The organism is Streptomyces sp. NBC_01381 (assembly GCF_026340305.1).
Classification (GTDB): Bacteria; Actinomycetota; Actinomycetes; order Streptomycetales; family Streptomycetaceae; genus Streptomyces.
In genome coordinates this window covers 77,484-96,245 of record NZ_JAPEPI010000003.1, presented here as the reverse complement: position 1 = coordinate 96,245, position 18,762 = coordinate 77,484, and the positions used below count along the sequence as shown (strand labels likewise).

19 protein-coding genes and 7 pseudogenes are annotated in these 18,762 nt (G+C 68.4%); 14 read left to right on the top strand and 12 right to left on the bottom strand.

Annotated elements, in window-relative coordinates; all coding sequences use genetic code 11:
* Window positions 1–7 precede the first annotated feature (7 nt).
* Window positions 8–892, top strand: a complete 885-nt coding sequence (locus OG453_RS38585; protein WP_266873387.1) for an aldo/keto reductase — start codon at window positions 8–10, stop codon at window positions 890–892.
* Between the two features lie 276 nt (window positions 893–1,168).
* Here the strand turns inward: OG453_RS38585 and OG453_RS38580 are convergent, their stop codons facing one another.
* Window positions 1,169–1,762: an MBL fold metallo-hydrolase gene (locus OG453_RS38580; RefSeq protein ID WP_266873386.1), complete on the bottom strand. Its 594-nt coding sequence runs from the start codon at window positions 1,760–1,762 to the stop codon at window positions 1,169–1,171.
* Between the two features lie 130 nt (window positions 1,763–1,892).
* Between OG453_RS38580 and OG453_RS38575 the strand changes: the two genes are divergently transcribed.
* Window positions 1,893–2,801, top strand: coding sequence for a GlxA family transcriptional regulator (locus tag OG453_RS38575; protein ID WP_266873864.1), 909 nt, complete (start codon window positions 1,893–1,895; stop codon window positions 2,799–2,801).
* On the opposite strand, the gene OG453_RS38570 is transcribed toward OG453_RS38575, so the two are convergent.
* Window positions 2,771–3,034 (bottom strand): hypothetical protein, encoded by a 264-nt coding sequence (locus OG453_RS38570; RefSeq protein ID WP_266873385.1) that lies wholly within the window; start codon window positions 3,032–3,034, stop codon window positions 2,771–2,773. The two genes, OG453_RS38575 and OG453_RS38570, sit on opposite strands and share 31 nt — an antisense overlap.
* Between OG453_RS38570 and OG453_RS38565 the strand changes: the two genes are divergently transcribed.
* From OG453_RS38565 to OG453_RS38555, 3 genes are all read left to right on the top strand, one after another.
* Window positions 3,033–3,938, top strand: coding sequence for a S41 family peptidase (locus OG453_RS38565; RefSeq protein ID WP_266873384.1), 906 nt, complete (start codon window positions 3,033–3,035; stop codon window positions 3,936–3,938). The genes OG453_RS38570 and OG453_RS38565 overlap by 2 nt on opposite strands.
* Before the next feature lie 760 nt (window positions 3,939–4,698).
* A complete protein-coding gene (locus tag OG453_RS38560; RefSeq protein WP_266873383.1) occupies window positions 4,699–5,190 on the top strand; it encodes a DUF2975 domain-containing protein in 492 nt (163 codons plus the stop codon).
* The gene (locus tag OG453_RS38555) at window positions 5,190–5,411 is read left to right on the top strand and encodes a helix-turn-helix transcriptional regulator (protein WP_054237256.1); all 222 of its coding nucleotides are present in this window, start codon (window positions 5,190–5,192) and stop codon (window positions 5,409–5,411) included. Before OG453_RS38560 ends, OG453_RS38555 begins: the two co-directional genes overlap by 1 nt.
* 779 nt (window positions 5,412–6,190) lie before the next feature.
* On the opposite strand, the pseudogene OG453_RS38550 reads toward OG453_RS38555, so the two are convergent.
* Window positions 6,191–6,352, bottom strand: a pseudogene (locus tag OG453_RS38550) (tetratricopeptide repeat protein); the annotation flags it as partial.
* Between the two features lie 2 nt (window positions 6,353–6,354).
* On the opposite strand from OG453_RS38550, the pseudogene OG453_RS38545 reads away from it, so the two are divergent.
* A pseudogene (locus OG453_RS38545) lies at window positions 6,355–6,635 on the top strand (tetratricopeptide repeat protein); the annotation flags it as partial.
* Window positions 6,636–7,129: 494 nt separating this feature from the next.
* Here OG453_RS38545 and OG453_RS38540 read toward each other — a convergent pair.
* Window positions 7,130–7,318, bottom strand: a complete 189-nt coding sequence (locus tag OG453_RS38540) for a hypothetical protein (protein ID WP_266873382.1) — start codon at window positions 7,316–7,318, stop codon at window positions 7,130–7,132.
* Window positions 7,319–7,771: 453 nt separating this feature from the next.
* Between OG453_RS38540 and OG453_RS38535 the strand changes: the two genes are divergently transcribed.
* Window positions 7,772–8,440, top strand: coding sequence for a class I SAM-dependent methyltransferase (locus tag OG453_RS38535; RefSeq protein WP_266873381.1), 669 nt, complete (start codon window positions 7,772–7,774; stop codon window positions 8,438–8,440).
* Window positions 8,441–8,765: 325 nt separating this feature from the next.
* On the opposite strand, the gene OG453_RS38530 is transcribed toward OG453_RS38535, so the two are convergent.
* Complete coding sequence (locus tag OG453_RS38530; protein WP_266873380.1) at window positions 8,766–8,996, bottom strand: hypothetical protein; 231 nt, start codon at window positions 8,994–8,996, stop codon at window positions 8,766–8,768.
* Complete coding sequence (locus OG453_RS38525; protein WP_266873379.1) at window positions 8,993–9,307, bottom strand: hypothetical protein; 315 nt, start codon at window positions 9,305–9,307, stop codon at window positions 8,993–8,995. The genes OG453_RS38530 and OG453_RS38525 overlap by 4 nt, the downstream gene beginning before the upstream one ends.
* Window positions 9,308–9,617: 310 nt before the next feature.
* On the opposite strand from OG453_RS38525, the gene OG453_RS38520 reads away from it, so the two are divergent.
* On the top strand, window positions 9,618–10,238 hold the full coding sequence (locus tag OG453_RS38520; protein WP_266873378.1) for a hypothetical protein: 621 nt from the start codon (window positions 9,618–9,620) through the stop codon (window positions 10,236–10,238).
* A gap of 326 nt (window positions 10,239–10,564) precedes the next feature.
* Here OG453_RS38520 and OG453_RS38515 read toward each other — a convergent pair whose 3' ends face one another.
* Both OG453_RS38515 and OG453_RS38510 read right to left on the bottom strand, forming a co-directional pair.
* Window positions 10,565–10,870: a hypothetical protein gene (locus tag OG453_RS38515; protein ID WP_266873377.1), complete on the bottom strand. Its 306-nt coding sequence runs from the start codon at window positions 10,868–10,870 to the stop codon at window positions 10,565–10,567.
* Window positions 10,871–11,037: 167 nt separating this feature from the next.
* Window positions 11,038–11,227: pseudogene (locus tag OG453_RS38510) on the bottom strand (tyrosine-type recombinase/integrase); the annotation flags it as partial.
* A 73-nt stretch (window positions 11,228–11,300) separates the two neighbouring features.
* On the opposite strand from OG453_RS38510, the gene OG453_RS38505 reads away from it, so the two are divergent.
* Window positions 11,301–11,537 (top strand): hypothetical protein, encoded by a 237-nt coding sequence (locus OG453_RS38505; RefSeq protein WP_266873376.1) that lies wholly within the window; start codon window positions 11,301–11,303, stop codon window positions 11,535–11,537.
* A gap of 263 nt (window positions 11,538–11,800) precedes the next feature.
* On the opposite strand, the gene OG453_RS38500 is transcribed toward OG453_RS38505, so the two are convergent.
* Both OG453_RS38500 and OG453_RS38495 read right to left on the bottom strand, forming a co-directional pair.
* Window positions 11,801–12,244 (bottom strand): hypothetical protein, encoded by a 444-nt coding sequence (locus tag OG453_RS38500; protein WP_266873375.1) that lies wholly within the window; start codon window positions 12,242–12,244, stop codon window positions 11,801–11,803.
* 655 nt (window positions 12,245–12,899) lie between these two features.
* Complete coding sequence (locus OG453_RS38495) at window positions 12,900–13,589, bottom strand: class I SAM-dependent methyltransferase (protein ID WP_266873374.1); 690 nt, start codon at window positions 13,587–13,589, stop codon at window positions 12,900–12,902.
* A gap of 288 nt (window positions 13,590–13,877) precedes the next feature.
* On the opposite strand from OG453_RS38495, the pseudogene OG453_RS38490 reads away from it, so the two are divergent.
* Window positions 13,878–14,095, top strand: a pseudogene (locus tag OG453_RS38490) (transcriptional regulator); the annotation flags it as partial.
* 812 nt (window positions 14,096–14,907) lie between these two features.
* Here the strand turns inward: OG453_RS38490 and OG453_RS45260 are convergent.
* Window positions 14,908–15,123: pseudogene (locus OG453_RS45260) on the bottom strand (recombinase family protein); the annotation flags it as partial.
* Between the two features lie 104 nt (window positions 15,124–15,227).
* Here OG453_RS45260 and OG453_RS38480 point away from each other — a divergent pair.
* Both OG453_RS38480 and OG453_RS38475 read left to right on the top strand, forming a co-directional pair.
* Window positions 15,228–15,459, top strand: a pseudogene (locus tag OG453_RS38480) (nickel-binding protein).
* A 61-nt stretch (window positions 15,460–15,520) separates the two neighbouring features.
* Complete coding sequence (locus OG453_RS38475; RefSeq protein WP_266873373.1) at window positions 15,521–15,949, top strand: DUF5959 family protein; 429 nt, start codon at window positions 15,521–15,523, stop codon at window positions 15,947–15,949.
* Here OG453_RS38475 and OG453_RS38470 read toward each other — a convergent pair.
* A pseudogene (locus tag OG453_RS38470) lies at window positions 15,941–16,625 on the bottom strand (IS5 family transposase); the annotation flags it as partial. The gene OG453_RS38475 and the pseudogene OG453_RS38470 sit on opposite strands and share 9 nt — an antisense overlap.
* Window positions 16,626–16,713: 88 nt before the next feature.
* Between OG453_RS38470 and OG453_RS38465 the strand changes: the two are divergent.
* On the top strand, window positions 16,714–16,980 hold the full coding sequence (locus tag OG453_RS38465) for a hypothetical protein (protein ID WP_266873372.1): 267 nt from the start codon (window positions 16,714–16,716) through the stop codon (window positions 16,978–16,980).
* A gap of 542 nt (window positions 16,981–17,522) precedes the next feature.
* Window positions 17,523–18,761 carry a PP2C family protein-serine/threonine phosphatase gene (locus OG453_RS38460; RefSeq protein ID WP_266873371.1) on the top strand — a complete coding sequence of 413 codons (1,239 nt, stop codon included), beginning with the start codon at window positions 17,523–17,525 and terminating at the stop codon, window positions 18,759–18,761.
* Window position 18,762 lies beyond the last annotated feature (1 nt).

Genomic DNA, 18,762 nt, shown 5'->3' with positions numbered 1-18,762 from the left:
ACCCACCATGCGATACCGCACCATCGGGAACACCACCGTCAGCGCCGTCGGCCTGGGCGCCATGCCGCTGTCCATCGAGGGACGACCGGACGAGGAACGGGCCGTCGCCACCATCCATGCCGCCCTCGACGCGGGCGTCACGCTCATCGACACCGCCGACAGCTACCACTGGCACGCCAACGAGCAGGGCCACAACGAACTCCTCATCGCCCGCGCCCTCGCCCGCTACGGCAGCGACACCTCCGGCGTCCTCGTCGCCACCAAAGGCGGCCGCGGCCGCCCCGGCGACGGCACCTGGACGGTCACCGGCACTCCCGGACATCTCAAGCGCGCCGCCGAGGCATCCCGGAAGCGACTGGGCGTCGAGGCCATCGGCCTCTACCAACTGCACAAGCCGGACCCGGCCGTGCCATGGGCCGACTCCGTCGGCGCACTGCGCGAACTGATCGACGCCGGCACGATCCGCGCCGCCGGGATCTCCAATGTGAACAGCGCCCAGATCCGCGAGGCGCACGTGATCCTCGGCGATGGGCTCGTCTCCGTCCAGAACCAGTACTCCGTCGCCGTGCGCGGCAGCGAGCCCGAACTGCGGCTGAGTACGGAGCTGGGCCTGGCCTTTCTGCCCTGGAGCCCACTGGGCGGCATCGCCCGTAGCTCCCTCGACGGCCCGTCGGGCCCGACCTCCGCGGGCACCGCCTTCCACCGCATCGCAGCCGAACGTGGCGTCAGCCCGCAGCAGATCGCCCTGGCGTGGCTGCTCACCCGCTCCCCGGCAATGATCCCGGTGCCGGGAGCAAGTCGCCCGGCATCCATCCAGGACTCGGCCCAGGCCGCCGAGCTCAAGCTGAGAACGGCGGAGCAGGCACTGATCGACGATGCGCCGCCGAGCTGAACCGACACCGCTCGACGTCCGCTGCGGCGGACGTGGCGGGACTCCTCGGAGGAGCTGCTGATCTCCAACAAGCGGCTCAGATCGACTGGTCGGGGCGAGGGCCACGCAGCCGCTGCCGGACCGCGGCACGGTGAATGCGCCGCGCTCCGTGTGCTCGGTCACACGTCGCCGAACCCGTCAACCTTGACCGACTGCCGGCGAAGTCTGACGACGGGGCAGTTCGTGTCGCCGAAGCTTGACCGGACGGAATTCGGCAGCCCACACCGGACAACGCGGCTAGCGTGGCGTGGTGTCGTCGGCCCTGAACGGGCCGCCGTGGCCGGGCACGATCAGGTCCGCGACGGACAGCACCCGGAGCCGCGAGGCGCGCAACACCTCACGGTCGGGGGCCACTGGGTCGTCCGCCGGGCCGTTCGCGTGCCACCACAGGTCACCGGCGAAGGCGACCACGCCCGAGTCCGTGCCCGCCAGCAGTGTGATGTCCTCGGCACTGTGGCCCGGGGTGCGGATCAGCCGTAGCGACGGGGTGAGTTCGTAACCCTCCGCATCCCGGTTCCTCCACTGATCGCCGAGGTACTCCACCTTGTGGTCGTGCACCCGGGCCCGTCCGAACAGGCCCACGTTCAAGGTGTTGTCCGGGTGGTGGTGGCTGAGCACCACGTCGGTGATGTCGTCGGGGCCGAGCCCCAACTCGTCCAGCGGGGCGAGGATGTGGTCGCGGCTCGCCACCATGCCCGGGTCGAAGATCACATGCCGGCCGGCGTCGGATATGTAGGAGACGGTGGCGGCGACTCCGGGGCCGGTGGAGCCGACATATCCGGTGGTCAGGATCGTGTACACGGCGCTGCGGCCGAGCGGTGCGTCTGTCATGGCCTCAATCCTTCCGGGCAGGCCGGTCGTTCACGAGGGGCACAGCTGCCACTGATCGCAGGATTAGTGCCACACTGCACGTGTGCCTCCCTTCGTGACCGTCGCCGCGTACACCCCGCCCGGAGTCGGCATGCTCGCCGTCGGCATCGTCACCGAGGTCTTTGGCCCGCACGGCGCGACACTGCCCGGCTTCGACTTCGCCCTGTGCACCGACCGGCCCGGGCCGGTCCCCACCGACCTCGGGGTGCCGCTCACCATCACGCACGGCCTGGACCGGCTCGCCTCCGCAGATCTGGTGATCGCCCTGCCATGGGCCGGCTTCCGCACACCACCCGCTCCCGCCGTGCTCGATGCGCTGTCGGCTGCACACGAGCGCGGCTCACTGGTCGCGGCCCACTGCGTCGGCGCTTTCGCGCTCGCCGCCGCCGGACTGCTCGACGGCCGGCGGGCCACCACCCACTGGCGGTTCGCCGAACTGCTCGCCCGCCGCCACACCAACGTCACCGTCGAACCCGACGCCCTCTACATCGACGAAGGACGCATCATCACGGGCGCGGGAGCCGCCGCGGGCTTCGATCTCTGCCTGCACCTGCTGAGGCGGGAGCACGGAGCCGCGATGGCCAACGCCGTTGCCCGGGACGTGGTGCTGCCCTCCCACCGCGACGGCGGGCAGGCCCAGTACCTGGCCGCCCCCGTCCCCGAAGACTGCCGCGACGAGCGTCTCGCCGAGGTACTCGCGTGGGCCCGCGAGAACCTCCATGAGCCGCTTCCTGTCTCGGAACTGGCCCGGCGTGCCGTGATGAGCAAACGCTCCTTCGCCCGCCGCTTCACCGCCGCGACCGGCACCACCCCCCACGCCTGGCTGCGGAGCCTGCGTCTGAGCAGCGCCGAAGAGCTCCTGGAGACCACGGACCTGCCGGTCGAGGAGATCGCCCACCGCGTCGGATACGGAAGCGCGGCCGTCCTGCGCGAACAGTTCGTACGCCGCCGGGGAGTGCCGCCCCGCTCCTACCGCCGCTCCTTCACGAACACGCCGTAACGAACAAGGCGAGCCAACGCCGCTCCGAGCAAGGCCACCTCCCACTTCCGCAGAAACCTGGCTGCGGCATGCCTGTCCTTCGACATCAGGGTCTGCTGACAGAGCGCCACCAATACACCGTGCACGGGCTGGTCCTCTGCATCCTCCTCGGCCTCATCGACCAGTTGGGCCACGTTGCCCTTCTCCGCGTCGAGCTGCGCCGCAAGCTGGGGCAGTGCTCTACTCCCTGCCATGACGACTCAGACGAAGCTTGCGCCGGCCCCTGTCATCGACGAGACGGCCCGGCTGCTGACCGAGCACTACGTTTTCCCCGAGATAGCCGAGCAGCTGACCGGCCTGCTGCAACGCCGCCTCACCGAGGGCGCCTACGACGTCGACGACGCCGAGGAGCTCGCCCGGCTGGTCACCGCGGACCTGCAGTCCGTCAACGGCGACCGGCACCTGAGGCTGAAGCACCACGCCACCCCTGTGCCCTCCAAGAAGGGGGCGGCCAACCTGGACGCCATGCGCCGGGACTTCGACTCCTCTCTGGGCGGTGCGCCCCGGGTGCAACTGCTCGACGGAGGGGTGGCCGTACTGGAACTGGCACCGATGCTGTTTCCGCTGGAGTGGGCCGCCGAACCGCTGAGCGCCGCGCTCACCCTGGCCTCCCGCGCCCAGGCGCTGATCGTGGACCTTCGTGCCAACGAGGGCGGCGACCCGGACACGGTCGCCTTCGTCTGCAGTCACCTGCTGGACGAGCGCACCCACCTCAACACCATGCACTGGCACGGCGGCAAGCGCGTCGAGCAGTCCTGGAGCCTGCCGCACGTCCCCGGCGCCCGCTTCGGTGGCAGCAAGCCGTTGTACGTACTGTCCAGCGACAGCACCTTCTCTGCCGCTGAGGAGCTGGCGTACGACCTGCAGCAGCTCGGTCGCGCCGTAATCGTCGGCGAGCCCACCCGCGGCGGCGCGCATCCGCGGGACGGCTGGACGGTGCACCCGCATTTGGAGGCCAGTATCCCTGTGGGCCGTGCCGTCAACCCGGTCTCCGGCACGAACTGGGAGGGTGTCGGTGTGCAGCCGGACATCCCTTGCGCTGCCGCCGACGCCCTCGGCCGCGCACACGCGCTGGCCCGCGCCCAACTGGCAGGCTGACCCGGTCCAGCTCATCGACACCGCCGCCGACTCAGCGGCGAGAGCGCCTCCATTCAGCTGCTTCCTGACCAGGCCAGACCCTGCGGGGCGACCTGCTGTCCCATCGAAGGGGATCTGGACCGCACACCCGGCTGTGATGAGGTACGACCAGATCAACTGGGGTGCTGGGGTTCCGGGGTGCGGGAATCTCAGTTGATCTGGTCTCCGGTATACGGATGCCGTTGTCAGGGCTTGCGGGATCCTCAAATTCGCTGAGCGCAAGTGCTTGATCGCGAGGTGGGAGCCGGCTCCGCCGTCAGGCCTCGGCGGCCAGAGCGCGCTGGCGATCGCGACGGTGGCCGCGCCCCGTACGCCGGTGAGACGCGCGGGCCATGCATTCCTGAAGATGCCGTTCGCCACCGTTTCGCCGCCCGATATACGAGGAATTTCTGAGACCAATTCGCCCGCACGCAAGCGGCATTGACGCCTCTTGCTCGATATCGGCTATTCATCGGTATCACTTCGCACTTCCGCGCCCCGGCCTCTAATTCGCGGCGGGGGGGATGAGGGGCAAGGCTTCGGCATAGTCGCACAGTGTCCGATTTGCGGCTGAGCGAGGTCGACTTCGGCAAGGTTGAGAACCTTCGCATCGCGCCATGCCGTGGGAGGGGCGGCGGTATCCCGCCATGGTGCGAATCCGCCGCCCGCCCTCCGGCCCGACCCTTGCTTCATCTATCGATATTCGATAGATTCCCATCGTGGTTCGATGGAAGGATGGGTCATGGGAAAGCTGACAGTGCGCGCGCTGCGCGCCGTGCTCGTGGTGGTGCTCACCGGCGCCGTGTTCGTACAGGCATTGATGGTGTGGGCGTTGGTCAGCGGGAGTGACCCGGAGGACGGGTCGCTTCCGCTGACGCCGCTGCGCGTGATCACGATCCTGGGCATCGGGACGGCCCAGGTCGCCCTGGTGTGTGTATGGCGACTGGTAACGATGGTGCGACGCGGAACCGTGTTCTCCCACGCCGCCTTCCGGTACGTGGACGCCATCATCGGCGCGATCGTTGCGGCTGCTCTCGTGTGGTTCGCGGTCACGGCCCTGAATGCGCCCGGGCAGCGGGACGACCCGGGCGTCACCCTCATCATGGGCGGGATTGGCCTGGCCATTCTGGGAGTCGCGCTCATCGTGCTCGTGCTGCGGATGCTGCTCGCCCAGGCCGTCGCCCGCGACGTCGAAGCGGCGCAGATGCAGGCCGAGTTGGACGAGGTGATCTGATGCCGATCGCCGTCGACATCGACGTGATGCTGGCCAGGCGGAAGATGTCCGTGGGCGAACTCGCGGACCGCGTAGGGATCACGCCCGCCAACCTGGCGGTACTCAAGAATGGCCGCGCCAAGGCGGTGCGCTTTGCGACGCTGGCCGCGCTCTGCGAGGTGCTCAAGTGCCAGCCGGGCGACCTGCTTCGCTGGGAGGCCGAGGACACCGCGGGCGAATGAACCGCCATGGCGACCTGGCGCAACCTCGCCGCCGGCTTCCAGCGCAGCGCCCGCGACGCCAGTCGACCTCTCGCCCTCCTCGGACTCACATGATCACGAAAGAACGGCCGTCACGCGACTACGCCGAAGCCTTGGGGCGAGGGGGTGGCTGCTGGGAGGTCCGGGGACACCCCTCTCGGGGCGAAGGGCCCATGTGACCGCCTACGCCCTCGGGAGGACCTCGGGCCGCGCGCCCTGGTGTGGATCGGCTCGGCTGGCGCCCCATGCCCAGGTGGGCCGGGGGCAGTCAACCCGCGCGTCGCGCCCAGCCTGAGGGGTTGTTCGTTCGCTGCACTCGCCGAGCAGTGCAGCGTCCCCACGTCCGTGATCGCCGTGCGAAGTACAGAACCCCCACCACCGAGGAATGGAATGCTTTCCTAGGGCATTTCGAACGACGAAAGCTGCCGATCGGAACCTGCGCACGTGCATTCGGCACCGCATGCATCCACGAACATGCCTGTATCCGCTGCTCGATGCTCCGCCCGGGCCCCGAGCAGAGGCCCCGCCTCGGTGAGATCCACGCCATGGACAGCTTGATGACCTGGCTGACGTCGCTGGGGACTCAGCGGGGCCGCGTCGCTGGCTCACTACGGGAACGGTGATCGTTCAGCTCGGCTCCGTCACTGACACCGCCGTCTCTTGGCTCTGTTGGTCGATCTCCTCGCCGTGGCCTTCTTCTCTGTCGTGTGCATCGGACTGATCGCCGTACACGCGGTCGACCTTCAGGTCTTTGGCTCTCGGCTCGCCACGGTGCCGGCGGCCGGGCCGCTGACAAGGGAGAAGCTGGGCTGCGGGCCGTCCTCGCGTAACAGGGCGTCCTCTGCGGCCAGCAGGGCGCGGGCCGCTGGAGCCTTCTCGTCGACGGCTGCGTACGCGCGGGTGTGGGTGATGTGGAGCAGGGCTCACCGAGCAGCAGCGCCGCGACGCCCTCGCCCGCTGGGACCCCATCAAGTACAAGCGCGTCCGCGCCCTGACTCATGCCGACCTCGGCGACAGCCTCGCCGCGCAGGCCCGCGCCGACGAGGCCATCGGAGCCGGAACGCAAGCCTTGGACCTGATGGAGGGCATGACCTCCGACCGCACGCGCAAGGCGATCTCCTCGATCGCCGCACCCTCGCGATCTATCAGCGGCGCAAAGTCCCCGGAGCTGCCGAACTTGCCCGCCGAGCAAGGGAAGCGCTCGCCGCCCACCTGAACAGATACCCGCGGGAAACGGTGAGGGAGATCTCCGAAAACGGCTCTGACCGGTGCAGCGGCCGAGCATTAGGCACGGCGTCCAGGGTGCGGGGCGAACAAAAGCAAGAAGCCCCGGCTGGACGGGGGAGACCAGCCGGGGCCGTGGGTGGTGACGAACGGTGGGCGGTCGCCTTCGGTGAAGGGCTCCATGGGGCTTCAGCGGAACGATCGCCCCCCATGGGCTATCGGTGAGGCCCGGGGACACTGTCCCTCCGCAGTCACGTGTAGATGAACGATAAACCATGTCCCATTGTTCCCCGCCCCACGCGTGCCGCAGCGAAGCGGCTCGGCGGCCACTCACCTGCCGACACCGCCGACGCGATGGGGGAGGAGCCAGCAAGATCCGCTACCTCACTGCGCACTCCACCCAGGCAGGGCAGTTTCCGCTTCTGCTGGCTGGAATGTCTGGAGCAGGAGCGGGCTGAGGCGCGGAACGGCGAACGTCAGAACAGGGCGTCCTGGCCGGGCTCCTGACGGAGCAGAGGGCCGACGTCCTCGCCCCTCCACTTGGCCTCCAGGTGCCTGCGCCATCCCTGCGGTGGCGGCCACGGCACTCCCCATTGGGCGAGCTGCTTCCTGGACCAGCCGCCTGCGGGGCTCTGCGCGGCGGCTATCTCATCGGGATAGGGCACATAGGTGGGTATGCGTGATGCCTGCCCAGCACGGAGAACGCGATGCCGTGATCGAGCGTCCTCGCGGCGGGTGCTGGCGGACGCGAGAAGGCCAGCACTGGTGTGTGGTACCGGCCCTCGGCAGCCGGGCCTGTTGTCGAGGCTGCGGAGGATGGAGTACCGGACGGTTCGCTCTTCCGACGCTGGGGCGGACGGGGTGGCTTAGAGGGCCCGGGCCGTCTTCCGTGAGGGGTTTCGCATCGCTGTGCAGCTGAACGCTGATGGGAATCCGTAAATATCCCCAGGAACGATCGCGTTCTCCACTTGGTTTCGCACTCAACTGAGGGCCGGGGTAGCTCGTTCGCGGAGTGTGTGGGCCGTGCCGAGTGGCCCAGAGGGGGGCGCCTGCGGCGGAGCTGTGCGCGCTCAGCCTGGACAACTCGGTCTCCAAGGCCGCCGTCCTATTGTTGGCTGATGTGCGCACACCATATTGACCGCCCGGCCGATCTCGACGTGGTCCGTGAGTCCTATGACCATGTGGCCGACAACTACGCCCACATGGTGGTGACGACGGGCATGGGTGACATCCGTCGCCATCCATGGCTCAAGGCGTCGATCGATGCCTTCGCCGACACCGTGGGAGAGTTCGGGCCCGTCCTCGACGTCGGCTGCGGCCCCGGCACGGTGACCGGCTACCTCGCCGAACGCGGACTCGACGTATCCGGGGTGGACCTCTCTCCCCGCATGATCGAGAACGCGCGCCGTCTGCATCCGAACTGCCGCTTCAGCGTCGCCTCCGCCACCGAGCTCGACCTCGGTGAAGCGTCGCTCGGCGGTGTACTCGGCTGGTGGTCACTGTTCAACCTCCCTCGCGATGTCCTTCCTCAGGTCCTCGCCCATCTCGCGTACGCCCTGAAGCCGGGCGGGCACTTCATCGCCGCCACGCACGTCGGCGACGAGGACGCGGTGCGCACCGAAGCCTACGGAGGAGTGCCCGTTCGCTGGACCACGTACAAGTGGCGGCCAGAGCAGCTCGTGGACCTGATCGAGCAGGCCGGACTGCACCCAGTCGCTGAACTCCGGCTCCCCGCGGATGAACGGACCGGGCCGGGCGTCGTCGTCATGGCCAAACGCCCCGTTTGAGGACCAGGCGCCGGAGCGGCACAAGATCTCGCGCCGGGACCCATCACCTGGCGCCTGCAGCGACTTTCCGTTCGGCTGCTCCCCAGGGGCCGAGCTCATCCCAGGACGGCGCGGCAGGGGTGGGGAACCAGGGTCAACAGGTCTGTCCCACGCCTGAGCAGGGGGTGGAGAATTTCAAGGTCTGACCGCTCTTCCGCGACGACTCGGCTGAAGCATGATGCGGGCTCTGTTCAGTTGAATGAGGCTCTGCCGTACGTCTGCCGATGCGATGGCCCCTGGAGCGATGGAACGCGCCGATCCAGGGCGCCAGAGTGGCACACACGGGTCACTCACGCCGGAACCCGTCTAACTTGGCAAACCCGACGACCAACGCCACTACCTTCCTTGTGTACTCAGCCCCCGCGCGGTTGCTCGCCAGCCGAGCCCGGGCCCGGGACGCGACCTCGTGTTTCATGTAGGACGCCTCACGGGCCGATGCCAGTGCATCCTCGTTCAGAAGGTCGCGGTACTGGAGCAGGATCGTCTGCTGGCTCACCCCCGCCACGAGTGCGCTCACGGCCGCCTCTCGCAACCGGCACCAGGACGCCACGCCACCTCAGCGGCTCTCACCGCCATGCTCGCAGCCCGCAGTTGGCCCGGCGCCTTATCCTCCTGACCGGCCTGCAGCACAACGATGGGATCGGTCTCGGTGTCCGCTCCCTCCCACACCTTGGCTCGTACCGGAATGTCCTGCTCTCCGGGGTGGTCACAAATGACCCACGGCAGTGCGTAGTCGAGTTCCTGCTGAGCGAACTCGAGAGCAGAAAAGGGCCAGCGCGTGTAGGCGACCGTGCGTTCTTCATCGGCAGCCGAGGAGTTGCAGCTCATCGCGCGATCGGGTGCTTGCCGCAGCTCTAGGACTCCTCGGTCCGAGCTCAGTGCGGCAGACAGGGGCTGACGTGCCCGAAACTCGCGAGCAAGGCCACGAGCCCCGGTGCGAAGCAAAGGAGCTGTGCCCAACGCCCTCTGCTGGAGCCGCCTTTTCGTGACGGTCGACCTATGCCAGCCCGGGCATGAGCCGTCGCGGGAAGGCCGCTCGCGACGCCGAAGCAGCCGCGATGCTCCCACAGGGCGCGATCCGTACAGGACAACAGGGCGATTCCTGCAACGCGGCGTGATCAACATAAAGTGCGGTCTCATGCCGAACCCACAGAAGCAGTGCACGACCTCCTTCCACCAGCGTCTTGGGCTGGTGGCCGTCGGCGCGGTCACGGTGTGGACCGTCACCGCGTGCAGCACCGGAGCAACCGACGCATCGAAGGACGCCAACCCAAGTGCGAGCCAGGCTCCGAAGGTGCTCAAGCTCGGCCAGCCCAGCTCTCCTCAGGAGATCACCAAGTACAAGAAGACCGGCAAGTTCGTGATCACGCCGACGAAGGTCGTCGAGGGCAAGCCGAAGGACCTAGACGAACTCAAGGAGCCCGACAAGTACGCGGGCAAGAAGGTCGTGTGGGTCTACGTCCACGCCAAGCACGTCGGCGGCGACGCGGTCAAAGAGGCCATGGTCATGAGCGACGTCGGTGTCGAGACGGCCACGGGCCCGGGCACGAACTTCATCCTCATCGGCGCCCTCAGCAGCACGCCGAAGGACTGCGGCCTCTTCAACGGCGTCAAGGAACTCGGGACCGAGGACGTGTGGAAGAAGGGCGAGGAACGCGACGTGTGCGACCCGTACCTGGTGCCGGCCGAGGCCAAGGTGGACAAGGTCACCTACTCCCAGGGGTTCTACACCGAGCCCCTCAAATGGTCCGTGAAGTAGTACCACTGGAGGGCGCAGCCGGGGCGAGGGGCTGCGACTGTCGATGACCGGCTGGTGGACCAAGAACGATGGCTGGCGCCAAGTCCTCCGTAGCGGTGAGGCGCCGGGCGGACAGGCGCGCTGCCGTAGGGGATGAAAGTCCTGCGGCCTTCTCCGTCAGGCCCCACAGCCCGTGACCGACGAGGGCGACCCAGCGGAAGCAGCATCTGGCGCCTGACCACTTGCTTTACGACCACGATGCCGCCAGGGGCAAGGAATTGGGCACCCGCTGAATGTGGCTGAGGAGTCCTGCGGGTCAGGAGGTGAAGCCGCCACGGCAGAAGGCATCATCGCGAGCCAGGGCCCGGTAGCTCACTCCTTCCCAGCGGTTGAGCCGGTGAGCCGTTGAGCCGGTGAGCCAGCAGGGTGTCGGCCTCGTCCAACTGATGGGCGCAGACGTCGTTCTTGCCACCAGAGTCCAGTAGGTCGACGAGCTGGTGGCGGATACTGCTGACGGTGCGATTGACCTGCACCGCGAAGAGCTCAGGCAGCTTGAACAGGGTGAAGTGGTGGCGGGTTCGGTCGATGAGGACCTGTTCCCACGACGATGGATGACTGACGTAGAAGCGGAGCCAGAGGGGGCTGCTCTTCACGATCCTCGCCTCGAGCCAGGGATCGTGGTCGCTATGAGAACGGCATTGTCGCTACCAAAGAAGGACGCGCCATCGTCGTGCTCCGAGTCGAAGTCGGGGTCGTCGACCGCGAGCGGATCGGCAGCCGTCTCGGTGGGCTCCGGCTCGGGGCGGCGAGCTGCACCGCGCGGCACGATGGCCGCCGTCGCCTCGGCGGCCTCGCGAGCAGCTCGTGACCGACTGATAGATGTCCCGAGTGATCCGGCTGTCGCTGTGGCCCAGGGTCTCGGGCACGATCTTGACGTCGATGTCGGCGGCGAGCATGAGCGAAGCCGCGATGTGCCTCAGGCCGTGCAGCCGGATCGGCGGCAGCCCCGAGAGCTAGACGGGGGGTCACCCGCCCGGATGCGCTCGGCGAGCAACTGGTCGCGAGGGTGGGCATGGTGAATGCATGAACACCACACCTCACTCCAAGAAGTCCCTGTCCCTGATATCCCGGGCATTCGCGGTGAGTGCTGCCGTGGGCATCGCTTGTGCGGCGGGGGTGGCAACTGCCACATCCGCCGTGGCCGCGACGCCCGCCATGCCCGTCGCCGCAAAGGCCGCCCCTGCCCAGGGCGGCCTCGGCGGCGGGGACGAGTTCCAGTGCGGCAACGGCCTCCTTGTCCTTCTCAACTTCTGTAACTGACGGACAACTGCGGGCAATTCCTGCCCACACACCGCACACGGAAGAAGTCCACCCACCACCAGGGCGGTCAGAAAGGCGAGGAACGCTCCTGACCACCCGGCGCCCACCCGACGCGAGGGCGGACACGGGGCTGTTGCCCGTGTCCGCCCTGGTCCCCGCTCATGCGGGGATGGCTCCGATCGCCCATGGGTGTGGCTCCTTGTGAGGGAGCCACACCCCGGGCAAGGTGTCTCAACACTCAGTGCGCCAGCCGTTGCCCGGTTTCACCATGCGGGGGCGCCGCAGTTGCCGCCTTGCAAGCACGCCCGGAAGTTCAGGCCGTTGAGCTTGCTGTAGTCGCCGCGGAAGTCTTCGCCGTTCGCAGCGGTGCGGATGGTTGTCCAGTCCTGGCCCTTCCACTTGGCCTGGAGCAGCACGTACTTCCCATCGATCTTGTGGTCGTAGAACTTCCCCCAGAAGCTGCCGTAGTGGCTCTTGCCGTCCGCGCTCGACTTCCAGTCCCAGTGGATGTTGATCTGACCGGCACGGTTACTGGTCCACAGCGTCCTGTCCGCGCTTCCCGACCCCGCGGCACGGATGTTGCCGCTGTCGGACACGGCAGCCGGGGCTTCGCCCGCGGCGAATGCTGCGGGTGCGGTGACGCCACCCGCAACTGTGGCAGTGCCGACGAGAAGGGCGAAGGCGGCGGCCTTCATACGCATCCTCATGCTGAAACCTCTCCTGCGGGCCACAGCGCGAGTCCCCCCGTCGGGTCCTGATTGCGCCCTGTGGCCGGCACGAGCCCCGGCATCCCGAGATGCACCCACGTGCCCAGACAGTTCGTCAACACGGGGGTGCAGGGCTGTCCGAGAACCTCTAGCTCCGGTCACGAGCATCGAGGTCCCGGCGCCCCGGGGCTCTTTCCGTGTGGCGCCTCCCGGAGGGAACCGCGCCGCAGGCAACCTATCCAGGCAGGTCTTCGCCGTCGTCAATCAGACGGTTGACTGCTGGTTGCAACAGTCGCGGTACAGCGGCTTCGCCTACTGCCAGGGTTTACCGGCCGCCAGCACTGGTGAGTTCGCCAAGCAGCGACCAGGACGGACCGATCTTCACTGCTCCATCAGGCCGTCCCTCAGAACGAGCGGCACCCATCGCCAATGGCAGTCACCAGACTGGGGATTCTGCTCTCCGTGCATGCGGGGATGGACCCGCAGCCGCAACGGTACGGAGCCACTCAAGGACCTGCTCCCTGCCCACGCGGGGATGGAGCCTTGACGATTGCCCTTTCGTCACTGAGGACGACCTGCTCCCGCCTACGCAGCTGAGCCCGGGCCGTCGGTACCGGTAGGGGATCTGGTCTCGTGGAGCAGGATGGCGTGGGTGTCAGGGGAGCCGGATGGCGGTGACTAGCAGGGTGTCGGCCGCGCGCGGTCCGCTGGTGGTCTTGGGCAGCAGTGTGGTGCTGATGCTGGTGAACCCGGCCTCGTCGAGGGCCTTCACCCAGACGTGTTCTTGGAGCACCCAGCGGCGCATCGTGGTCGTTTCGCCTTCCGGGGTCTTGGCGGGGACGTCAGCTGCCACGACGTCGGGTTGGGCGGGGGCGCCGCCCAGGTAGTGGGCCAAGGTGGAGAAGGCGAGCTGCCCGCCGGGTGCGAGAGCGGTGGCCGCGGCCAGCAGCAGTTCATGCGGGTCGGTGAAGTCGAGTGCCCCGAATACGCTGTAGAGCACGTCATAGGTGGCGGGTGTGGCGCGCAGGTGTGGGAGGGCGCCGGGCGGCACGAGGCGCAGGCGCGGCGCCAGGTGTCCGTAGAGGCGGGTGGCCATCGCGTGCTGGGCGGGGGAGGCGTCGATGGCGGTGATCTGGGCGAGGGGCTGGTGAGCGGCCAGGTGGGCTGCGTGCCGGGCGGTTCCGGCGCCGAGGTCGCCGACGGTCTTGCCGGTCAGGTCGCCGAGGATCGCGGGGCCGGGGCCGCTGTCCTGGGACCAGTTCCAGCGGAAGGTGCCGGGAACGGTTTGGTCGTGCTCGGCGCGGGCGCGGCCGTAGTGGTGCCAGAGGTCTGGGGTGGTTGTCACCCGCATCATGGTGGCGGGCGTGGGTCACCCGAGGGTGGTGGGCCGGGCCCCGGCCGTAGTCGGCGCAGGGCCCGACTTGTGGTGGGTCAGTGTGAGCCGTTGCCAGGGTGGCAGGGGCCGCTACTCGGCGGCGTCCGCCCACAGCGGCAGGTCGCCCTCCCAGCCGTCGGCGGCGATGCGGTGGGCCGTCTGCATGACGGAGCCGTCGTTCTTCATCTCGACCTTGGGCACGTGCTGCAGGATGCGCCCGTCGTTGAAGAGGTCGCACCGTTCGGCGTAGGCGACGGCGTCGAGGCAACGGGTCGGCGTGCGGATGCGTCATCGTCGGCGTACCCCCAGATGCTGTGCACCCATGCGTACACGGCGGCGGGCACCGGGCCGAGGCGTTGGCGATGGCGGAGGAGGCCCGCCGCGCGGCGCGAAAGCTGCCGTCGACGGCGTCTGCGGGCCGCCTGTTCCCGATCAGCGCGCCCGCCGTCGATCTGTACGCGGTCGGTGTGCATTTTTTTGGGGGGGCATGCCCGCGCCACTGCCTCATCCGGCGTGTGGCGACAGGCTTTCACACCCTCCGTCGGCCAGTTCGCCGGTCACTCCAGCGGTGTCAAAAGTTGCCGCACGGGATGTAGGGGCGTACCTGGGTGGAGGTGCTCTCGCCGTTACGGTCGCGCACGAACAGGGTCACGGTGTATTCCCGGCTGCGGATGCACCCGAAGGTGAATGTCGCGGTCCGGGCCGCATTACTGAAGTTCGTTACTGGGCTGCTTCCCCCAGGTTCGGCCTTGAATGTCGGATCGAAATTGGGCGTGCCCCCGAACCACTTTGCCATACAGGTGATTTGTCCTGGGCCGCCCTGCGTGCGATTCGCAGAACACGTGAGGGACTCGATGTCGAAGTCGAGGGCGGCCGCGGCCTGGGGCGTCGTTTCGAGCGTCGCGGCGGTCTGCGCCGTGTGCGCTACCGGCGCGATCCGCGCGACCGGCCCCGACGCATGCGACCGGGGAGCGTAGGCCCCGACCATCGCGACGAGAGCGAGGACCACCGCCGCCAAGAGGGTCGTGGGCGCCAGGACAGTTCTCTGGCTCATGGGCTTTCCTTTCGTTGGAGGCGTGCGGGTCGAGCGGCGGCAACGCCGCCGTCGGTAGTAGTTCGCGCGAGACAGGCGAGCGGATGGGTCGACTCCGATGATCACCTCGATCGGCCCAGGCGTGGATGTCGGGTGGAGCCAAATCTCACCCGTGGTCACGGCGGTCAAAATCACTAAGACGGGCCAGAACCCACCCCCCCCCGCAGATGGGGCCACAACCCACGCTTGAAACCAGCCGCCGTGGTTGCCCTTGCGGGCGGCGGCGTCGAGCCCTTCGAGGGTGGACTCCCGGACGTTCTCCCGCTCCGTCTCCGCCATCGCGGCGAAGAACCCGAACAGCAGGCGTCCCGGCCCGCTGGGGTCGTACATCCCCGGGAGGGGACCGGCGAACATCTCCAGCACCAGGCAGTGGGTGGTGAGGTGGTCCGCGAGCGCGGTCAGCTCCGCGGCGTGCGCCTTAGAGGGAGTAGGTCTGTGGCCGCCAAGGACGAGGGGCCGTCCCACAGCCCCGCACCACCCATGAGTCCGATGAGAACGACCGGAGGTGGCGGGCGATGACCATGTTCATGGATGTCCACCACGACATGAAGGGCATCACTGCCGAGCAGCTCTCGGCAGCACACGGCGGATCTGGCGATCGAGGCCGAGGAAGGCGTGCACTTCGAGTACGCGTGGGCCGACCCCGAATCCGGAGTCGTGTACTGCCTGACCTCTCTTGCCGTGACCGCGTCCTTCGTTCGGAGTGCGTCTGAGCCTAATTCTTTCTTAGAACTCCTAACAAAATGAGATGAAGGATGGCCTCAGGTAGGGCGAGGATCGCTCGGTACTCGCCGACGAAAGGGCAGCTATGGGAGACAGCCCTCCGAGGGAGCTCATCTCGCTCGCTGATGACGAGGGCAACAGCGTCTCGGTCAACGTTCTGGGACGTAGCCCCAGATGGAGCGCCGGGCTCGACGCGGAGATCGTCGTCAAGACGCCCTTCGTGTCCGGCCGTGTCGACTTGGCGCTGTACGTCGCGAGGTTGGAGAGCTGGGCCGACGCATTGGACCGGCTTGACGCCGGCGAAGACGTGGCCTGGATGGAGATGAGCAGTGGGCCGTCCATCTTCATCCAGCTCACGGGTGAGCGTGACTGCCCTGAGGTGGTCGTGGAGGACGAGTCCGGGTCCATGGTGACCGTGCGGGTCCCGCTCGTCCCTCCGGACGACTGGATTGCTGATCATCGCCAGCGTCTGCGCCAGGTGATGGATCACTGGGTTCCGATGCTGTCAGGGTAGGGAGACAAGTCGCCGCCAGCAGATGAGGGCGCATCCGAGGGTCAGGAAGGCTTCGTGGATGTCGTCGCGGATCTCCCAGCGAATCCGCAGGCGGCGAAACCAGTGCAGGTGGGCGAATGTACGCTCCACGACCCAACGTTGGGTACACAGTCCTGAGCCCTGCTCGGTGCAGCGTCGGGCAATCACCGGCTTCACGCCGAGGCCCAGACGAGGCGGCGGTACTTGTCGTGGTCGTATCCACGGTCACCGAGCACGACGTCCGGGCGGCGGCGGGGTCGGCCGCGTTTGCCCCGCACCGATGGAACGGCTTCCAGCAGCGGAATGAGCTGCGTGACGTCGTTGCGATTGCCGCCGGTCAGACTGACGGCGAGCGGGATGCCGGTGGCGTCGGTGATCAGATGGTGCTTGCTGCCCGTCCTGCCCCGGTCAACGGGGCTTCGCCCGGTCCTGGAGCCCCCTTTAACGCGCGGACATGGGAGCCGTCGACGGCCGCCCGGGAGAAGTCCAGGGCGTTCGCGCTGCGGAGCTTGGCAAGGACGACCTCGTGCAGTCGGGGCCACACTCCGGCCCCGGTCCACTCGGCCAGGCGGCGCCAGCAGGTCATGCCCGAGCCGAAGCCGAGTTCCTGCGGCAGGTGTTCCCAGGCGATCCCGGTGTGCAAGACGAACAGAATGCCCTGGAACACCAGCCGGTCCGGATGCCGCTTGGCCGTGAGGTCCGTTACGCCTTTTGCGAGTTGGGCTTGTGAAGCCTCTGGTTAGAGCGTGCGGGCGGGCCCCGGAGCGGTGGCGGGTTACGTGGACGCCGAGCTGTTCGGCCGCAGCGCGGAGGACGCCGCTGCTCGTATCGAGCTCGCCGATGACGCCTCCCAGCTCCTGGAGGACGCCACGGCCGCGCTTGGCTCCGGCGAGTCCGAGGACGTCCTGATGGCCCTGGTCAACGCGGTGAACCGGCTCGTGGGTCAGCTACGGGACCGGGTCCTGGACGACGTCGTGGCGTCCAGCCCGGTGCCCGATCAGTGGCCGATGTGACGCCGATGTGACAGGGCATGCCGATCCGCCCCGAGAACCGAGGACGGTATCCCGCCGAGTGGTCAGTGATCTCGCAGGCCGTCAAGGAACGCGCCGACTGGCGGTGTGAGTGCGAAAGCGAGTGCGGCCGCGGCAGCCACATGGGCAGGTGCCCGAACGAACACGGCAAGCCCGCATACGGCACCGGCTCGTGTGTCGTACCGACCACGGCACATCTCGATCACGTCCCGGAGAACGGTGACCTTGCAGGCACCCCGTGCCATCCGACGATGCGGAATGGCTGTTGCACCGCCCTCGACTGCTGCTTTCGCCAGCCAGCAGCTCCATGCACCGCACCCGCCCCAGCGGCCCGGCGAGGGCTGGTCCGACATCGCTCATACCGGCATCGTGCATCGCTCCCGTGGCACGGGCATGAGGAGGAACCGGCCCCGTCAGGGGGCCAAACGGCCCACTCTGTGCTGGCCGCGGTCAGCTGGTTCGCCGACAGTGCCTACCGTGAGGCAAACACATGATCGGGGCGTCGTGGTGTGGGCAGGTGGACCGTGAGCGGGCCCGACATCGGCTATGAGGCGGTCTTCCACGCGCTGCCGGGCGCGGTGGCGCTGCTGACCCGCGATCTGGTGTACGCGGATGCCAACGAGGCGTTCTTGTCGATGTCGGGCCGGACCCGCGAGCAGGTGATCGGCCGCTACGTGTTCGACGTTTTCCCCGACAATCCCAGCGACCCCGCCGCGACTGGGATGCGCAACCTGTACGCCTCGCTGCGGCGAGTTGCGGACAGCGGGGAGCCCGACACCATGGCCTTGCAGCGCTACGACGTGGAGTATCCCGACCGGCCCGGGGTGTGGGAGGAGCGGTACTGGAGTCCGGTCAACGTTCCCGTTCTCGCCCCGGACGGCACCGTGGCGCTGCTGCTGCACCGGGTCGAGGAGGTCACCGAACTCATCCGCGCCCGAGGCGGCCGGCCCGGCGGCGGCGACCGCGCCCAGGTCCTCGAGGCAGAGTTGTACACCCGGGCCCGGGAGCTGCAAGAGGTCAACGAGCGCCTTCGTCAGGCCCATGCCCGCGAGCGCGAGGTCGCCCTGCATCTGCAGGAGGCGATGCTGCCCGCGCCCCGCCCGCTCGTCCATCACCGTGCCGCGGTGCGCTACCGGCCCGCGGTGGGGGCCCTGAACGTGTGCGGCGACTGGTACGACCTGGTCGACCTGCCCAGCGGTGGCCGCACGGCCGTGGCGGTCGGCGACGTCGTCGGCCACGGGCTTCGGGCGGCCGGCGTCATGGGGCAGCTGCGCAGCGCGCTGTCCGCCGCGTCTCGGGTCGCCGACGGCCCCGCCCAGGCTTTGGAGGTTCTCGGCCTGTACGCCCGCTCCGTCGATGGTGCCGAATCCACCACCGCCGCCTCCGTGTTCATCGACTGGAACGCCCACACCCTCACCTACAGCAGCGCCGGCCACCCTCCGCCCGTGCTGCGGCACCCGGACGGCACCGTCACCTACCTGGACCAGGCCACCGATCCTCCGCTCGGCGCGCGGCCCGTACACGCAGCGCGCCCGCAGGCCCACACGGCCTTCGCTGAGGGCTCGGTCCTCGTCCTCTACACCGACGGGCTGATCGAGCGCCGCCGCGAGGACATCGACACCGGGCTCGCCCGGCTCGCCGCATCGGTCACCCGTCACGGCGCCGCGGATGACCCGGACCAGCTCGCTGACGCACTGCTGACCGAGCTCATCGCCCCGGCCGGCCTCACCGACGACACCGCCCTCATCGTCATCCTCCTGTGAG

Excerpts from the sequence above, each read along its gene's own strand:
- OG453_RS38585 (WP_266873387.1), top strand. The coding sequence starts at position 8 with ATGCGATACCGCACCATCGGGAACACCACCGTCAGCGCCGTCGGCCTG.
- OG453_RS38580 (WP_266873386.1), bottom strand. The coding sequence starts at position 1,762 with ATGACAGACGCACCGCTCGGCCGCAGCGCCGTGTACACGATCCTGACC.
- OG453_RS38575 (WP_266873864.1), top strand. The coding sequence starts at position 1,893 with ATGCTCGCCGTCGGCATCGTCACCGAGGTCTTTGGCCCGCACGGCGCG.
- OG453_RS38565 (WP_266873384.1), top strand. The coding sequence starts at position 3,033 with ATGACGACTCAGACGAAGCTTGCGCCGGCCCCTGTCATCGACGAGACG.
- OG453_RS38570 (WP_266873385.1), bottom strand. The coding sequence starts at position 3,034 with ATGGCAGGGAGTAGAGCACTGCCCCAGCTTGCGGCGCAGCTCGACGCG.
- OG453_RS38560 (WP_266873383.1), top strand. The coding sequence starts at position 4,699 with ATGGGAAAGCTGACAGTGCGCGCGCTGCGCGCCGTGCTCGTGGTGGTG.
- OG453_RS38555 (WP_054237256.1), top strand. The coding sequence starts at position 5,190 with ATGCCGATCGCCGTCGACATCGACGTGATGCTGGCCAGGCGGAAGATG.
- OG453_RS38535 (WP_266873381.1), top strand. The coding sequence starts at position 7,772 with ATGTGCGCACACCATATTGACCGCCCGGCCGATCTCGACGTGGTCCGT.
- OG453_RS38525 (WP_266873379.1), bottom strand. The coding sequence starts at position 9,307 with ATGAGCTGCAACTCCTCGGCTGCCGATGAAGAACGCACGGTCGCCTAC.
- OG453_RS38520 (WP_266873378.1), top strand. The coding sequence starts at position 9,618 with ATGCCGAACCCACAGAAGCAGTGCACGACCTCCTTCCACCAGCGTCTT.
- OG453_RS38505 (WP_266873376.1), top strand. The coding sequence starts at position 11,301 with ATGAACACCACACCTCACTCCAAGAAGTCCCTGTCCCTGATATCCCGG.
- OG453_RS38500 (WP_266873375.1), bottom strand. The coding sequence starts at position 12,244 with ATGAGGATGCGTATGAAGGCCGCCGCCTTCGCCCTTCTCGTCGGCACT.
- OG453_RS38475 (WP_266873373.1), top strand. The coding sequence starts at position 15,521 with ATGGGAGACAGCCCTCCGAGGGAGCTCATCTCGCTCGCTGATGACGAG.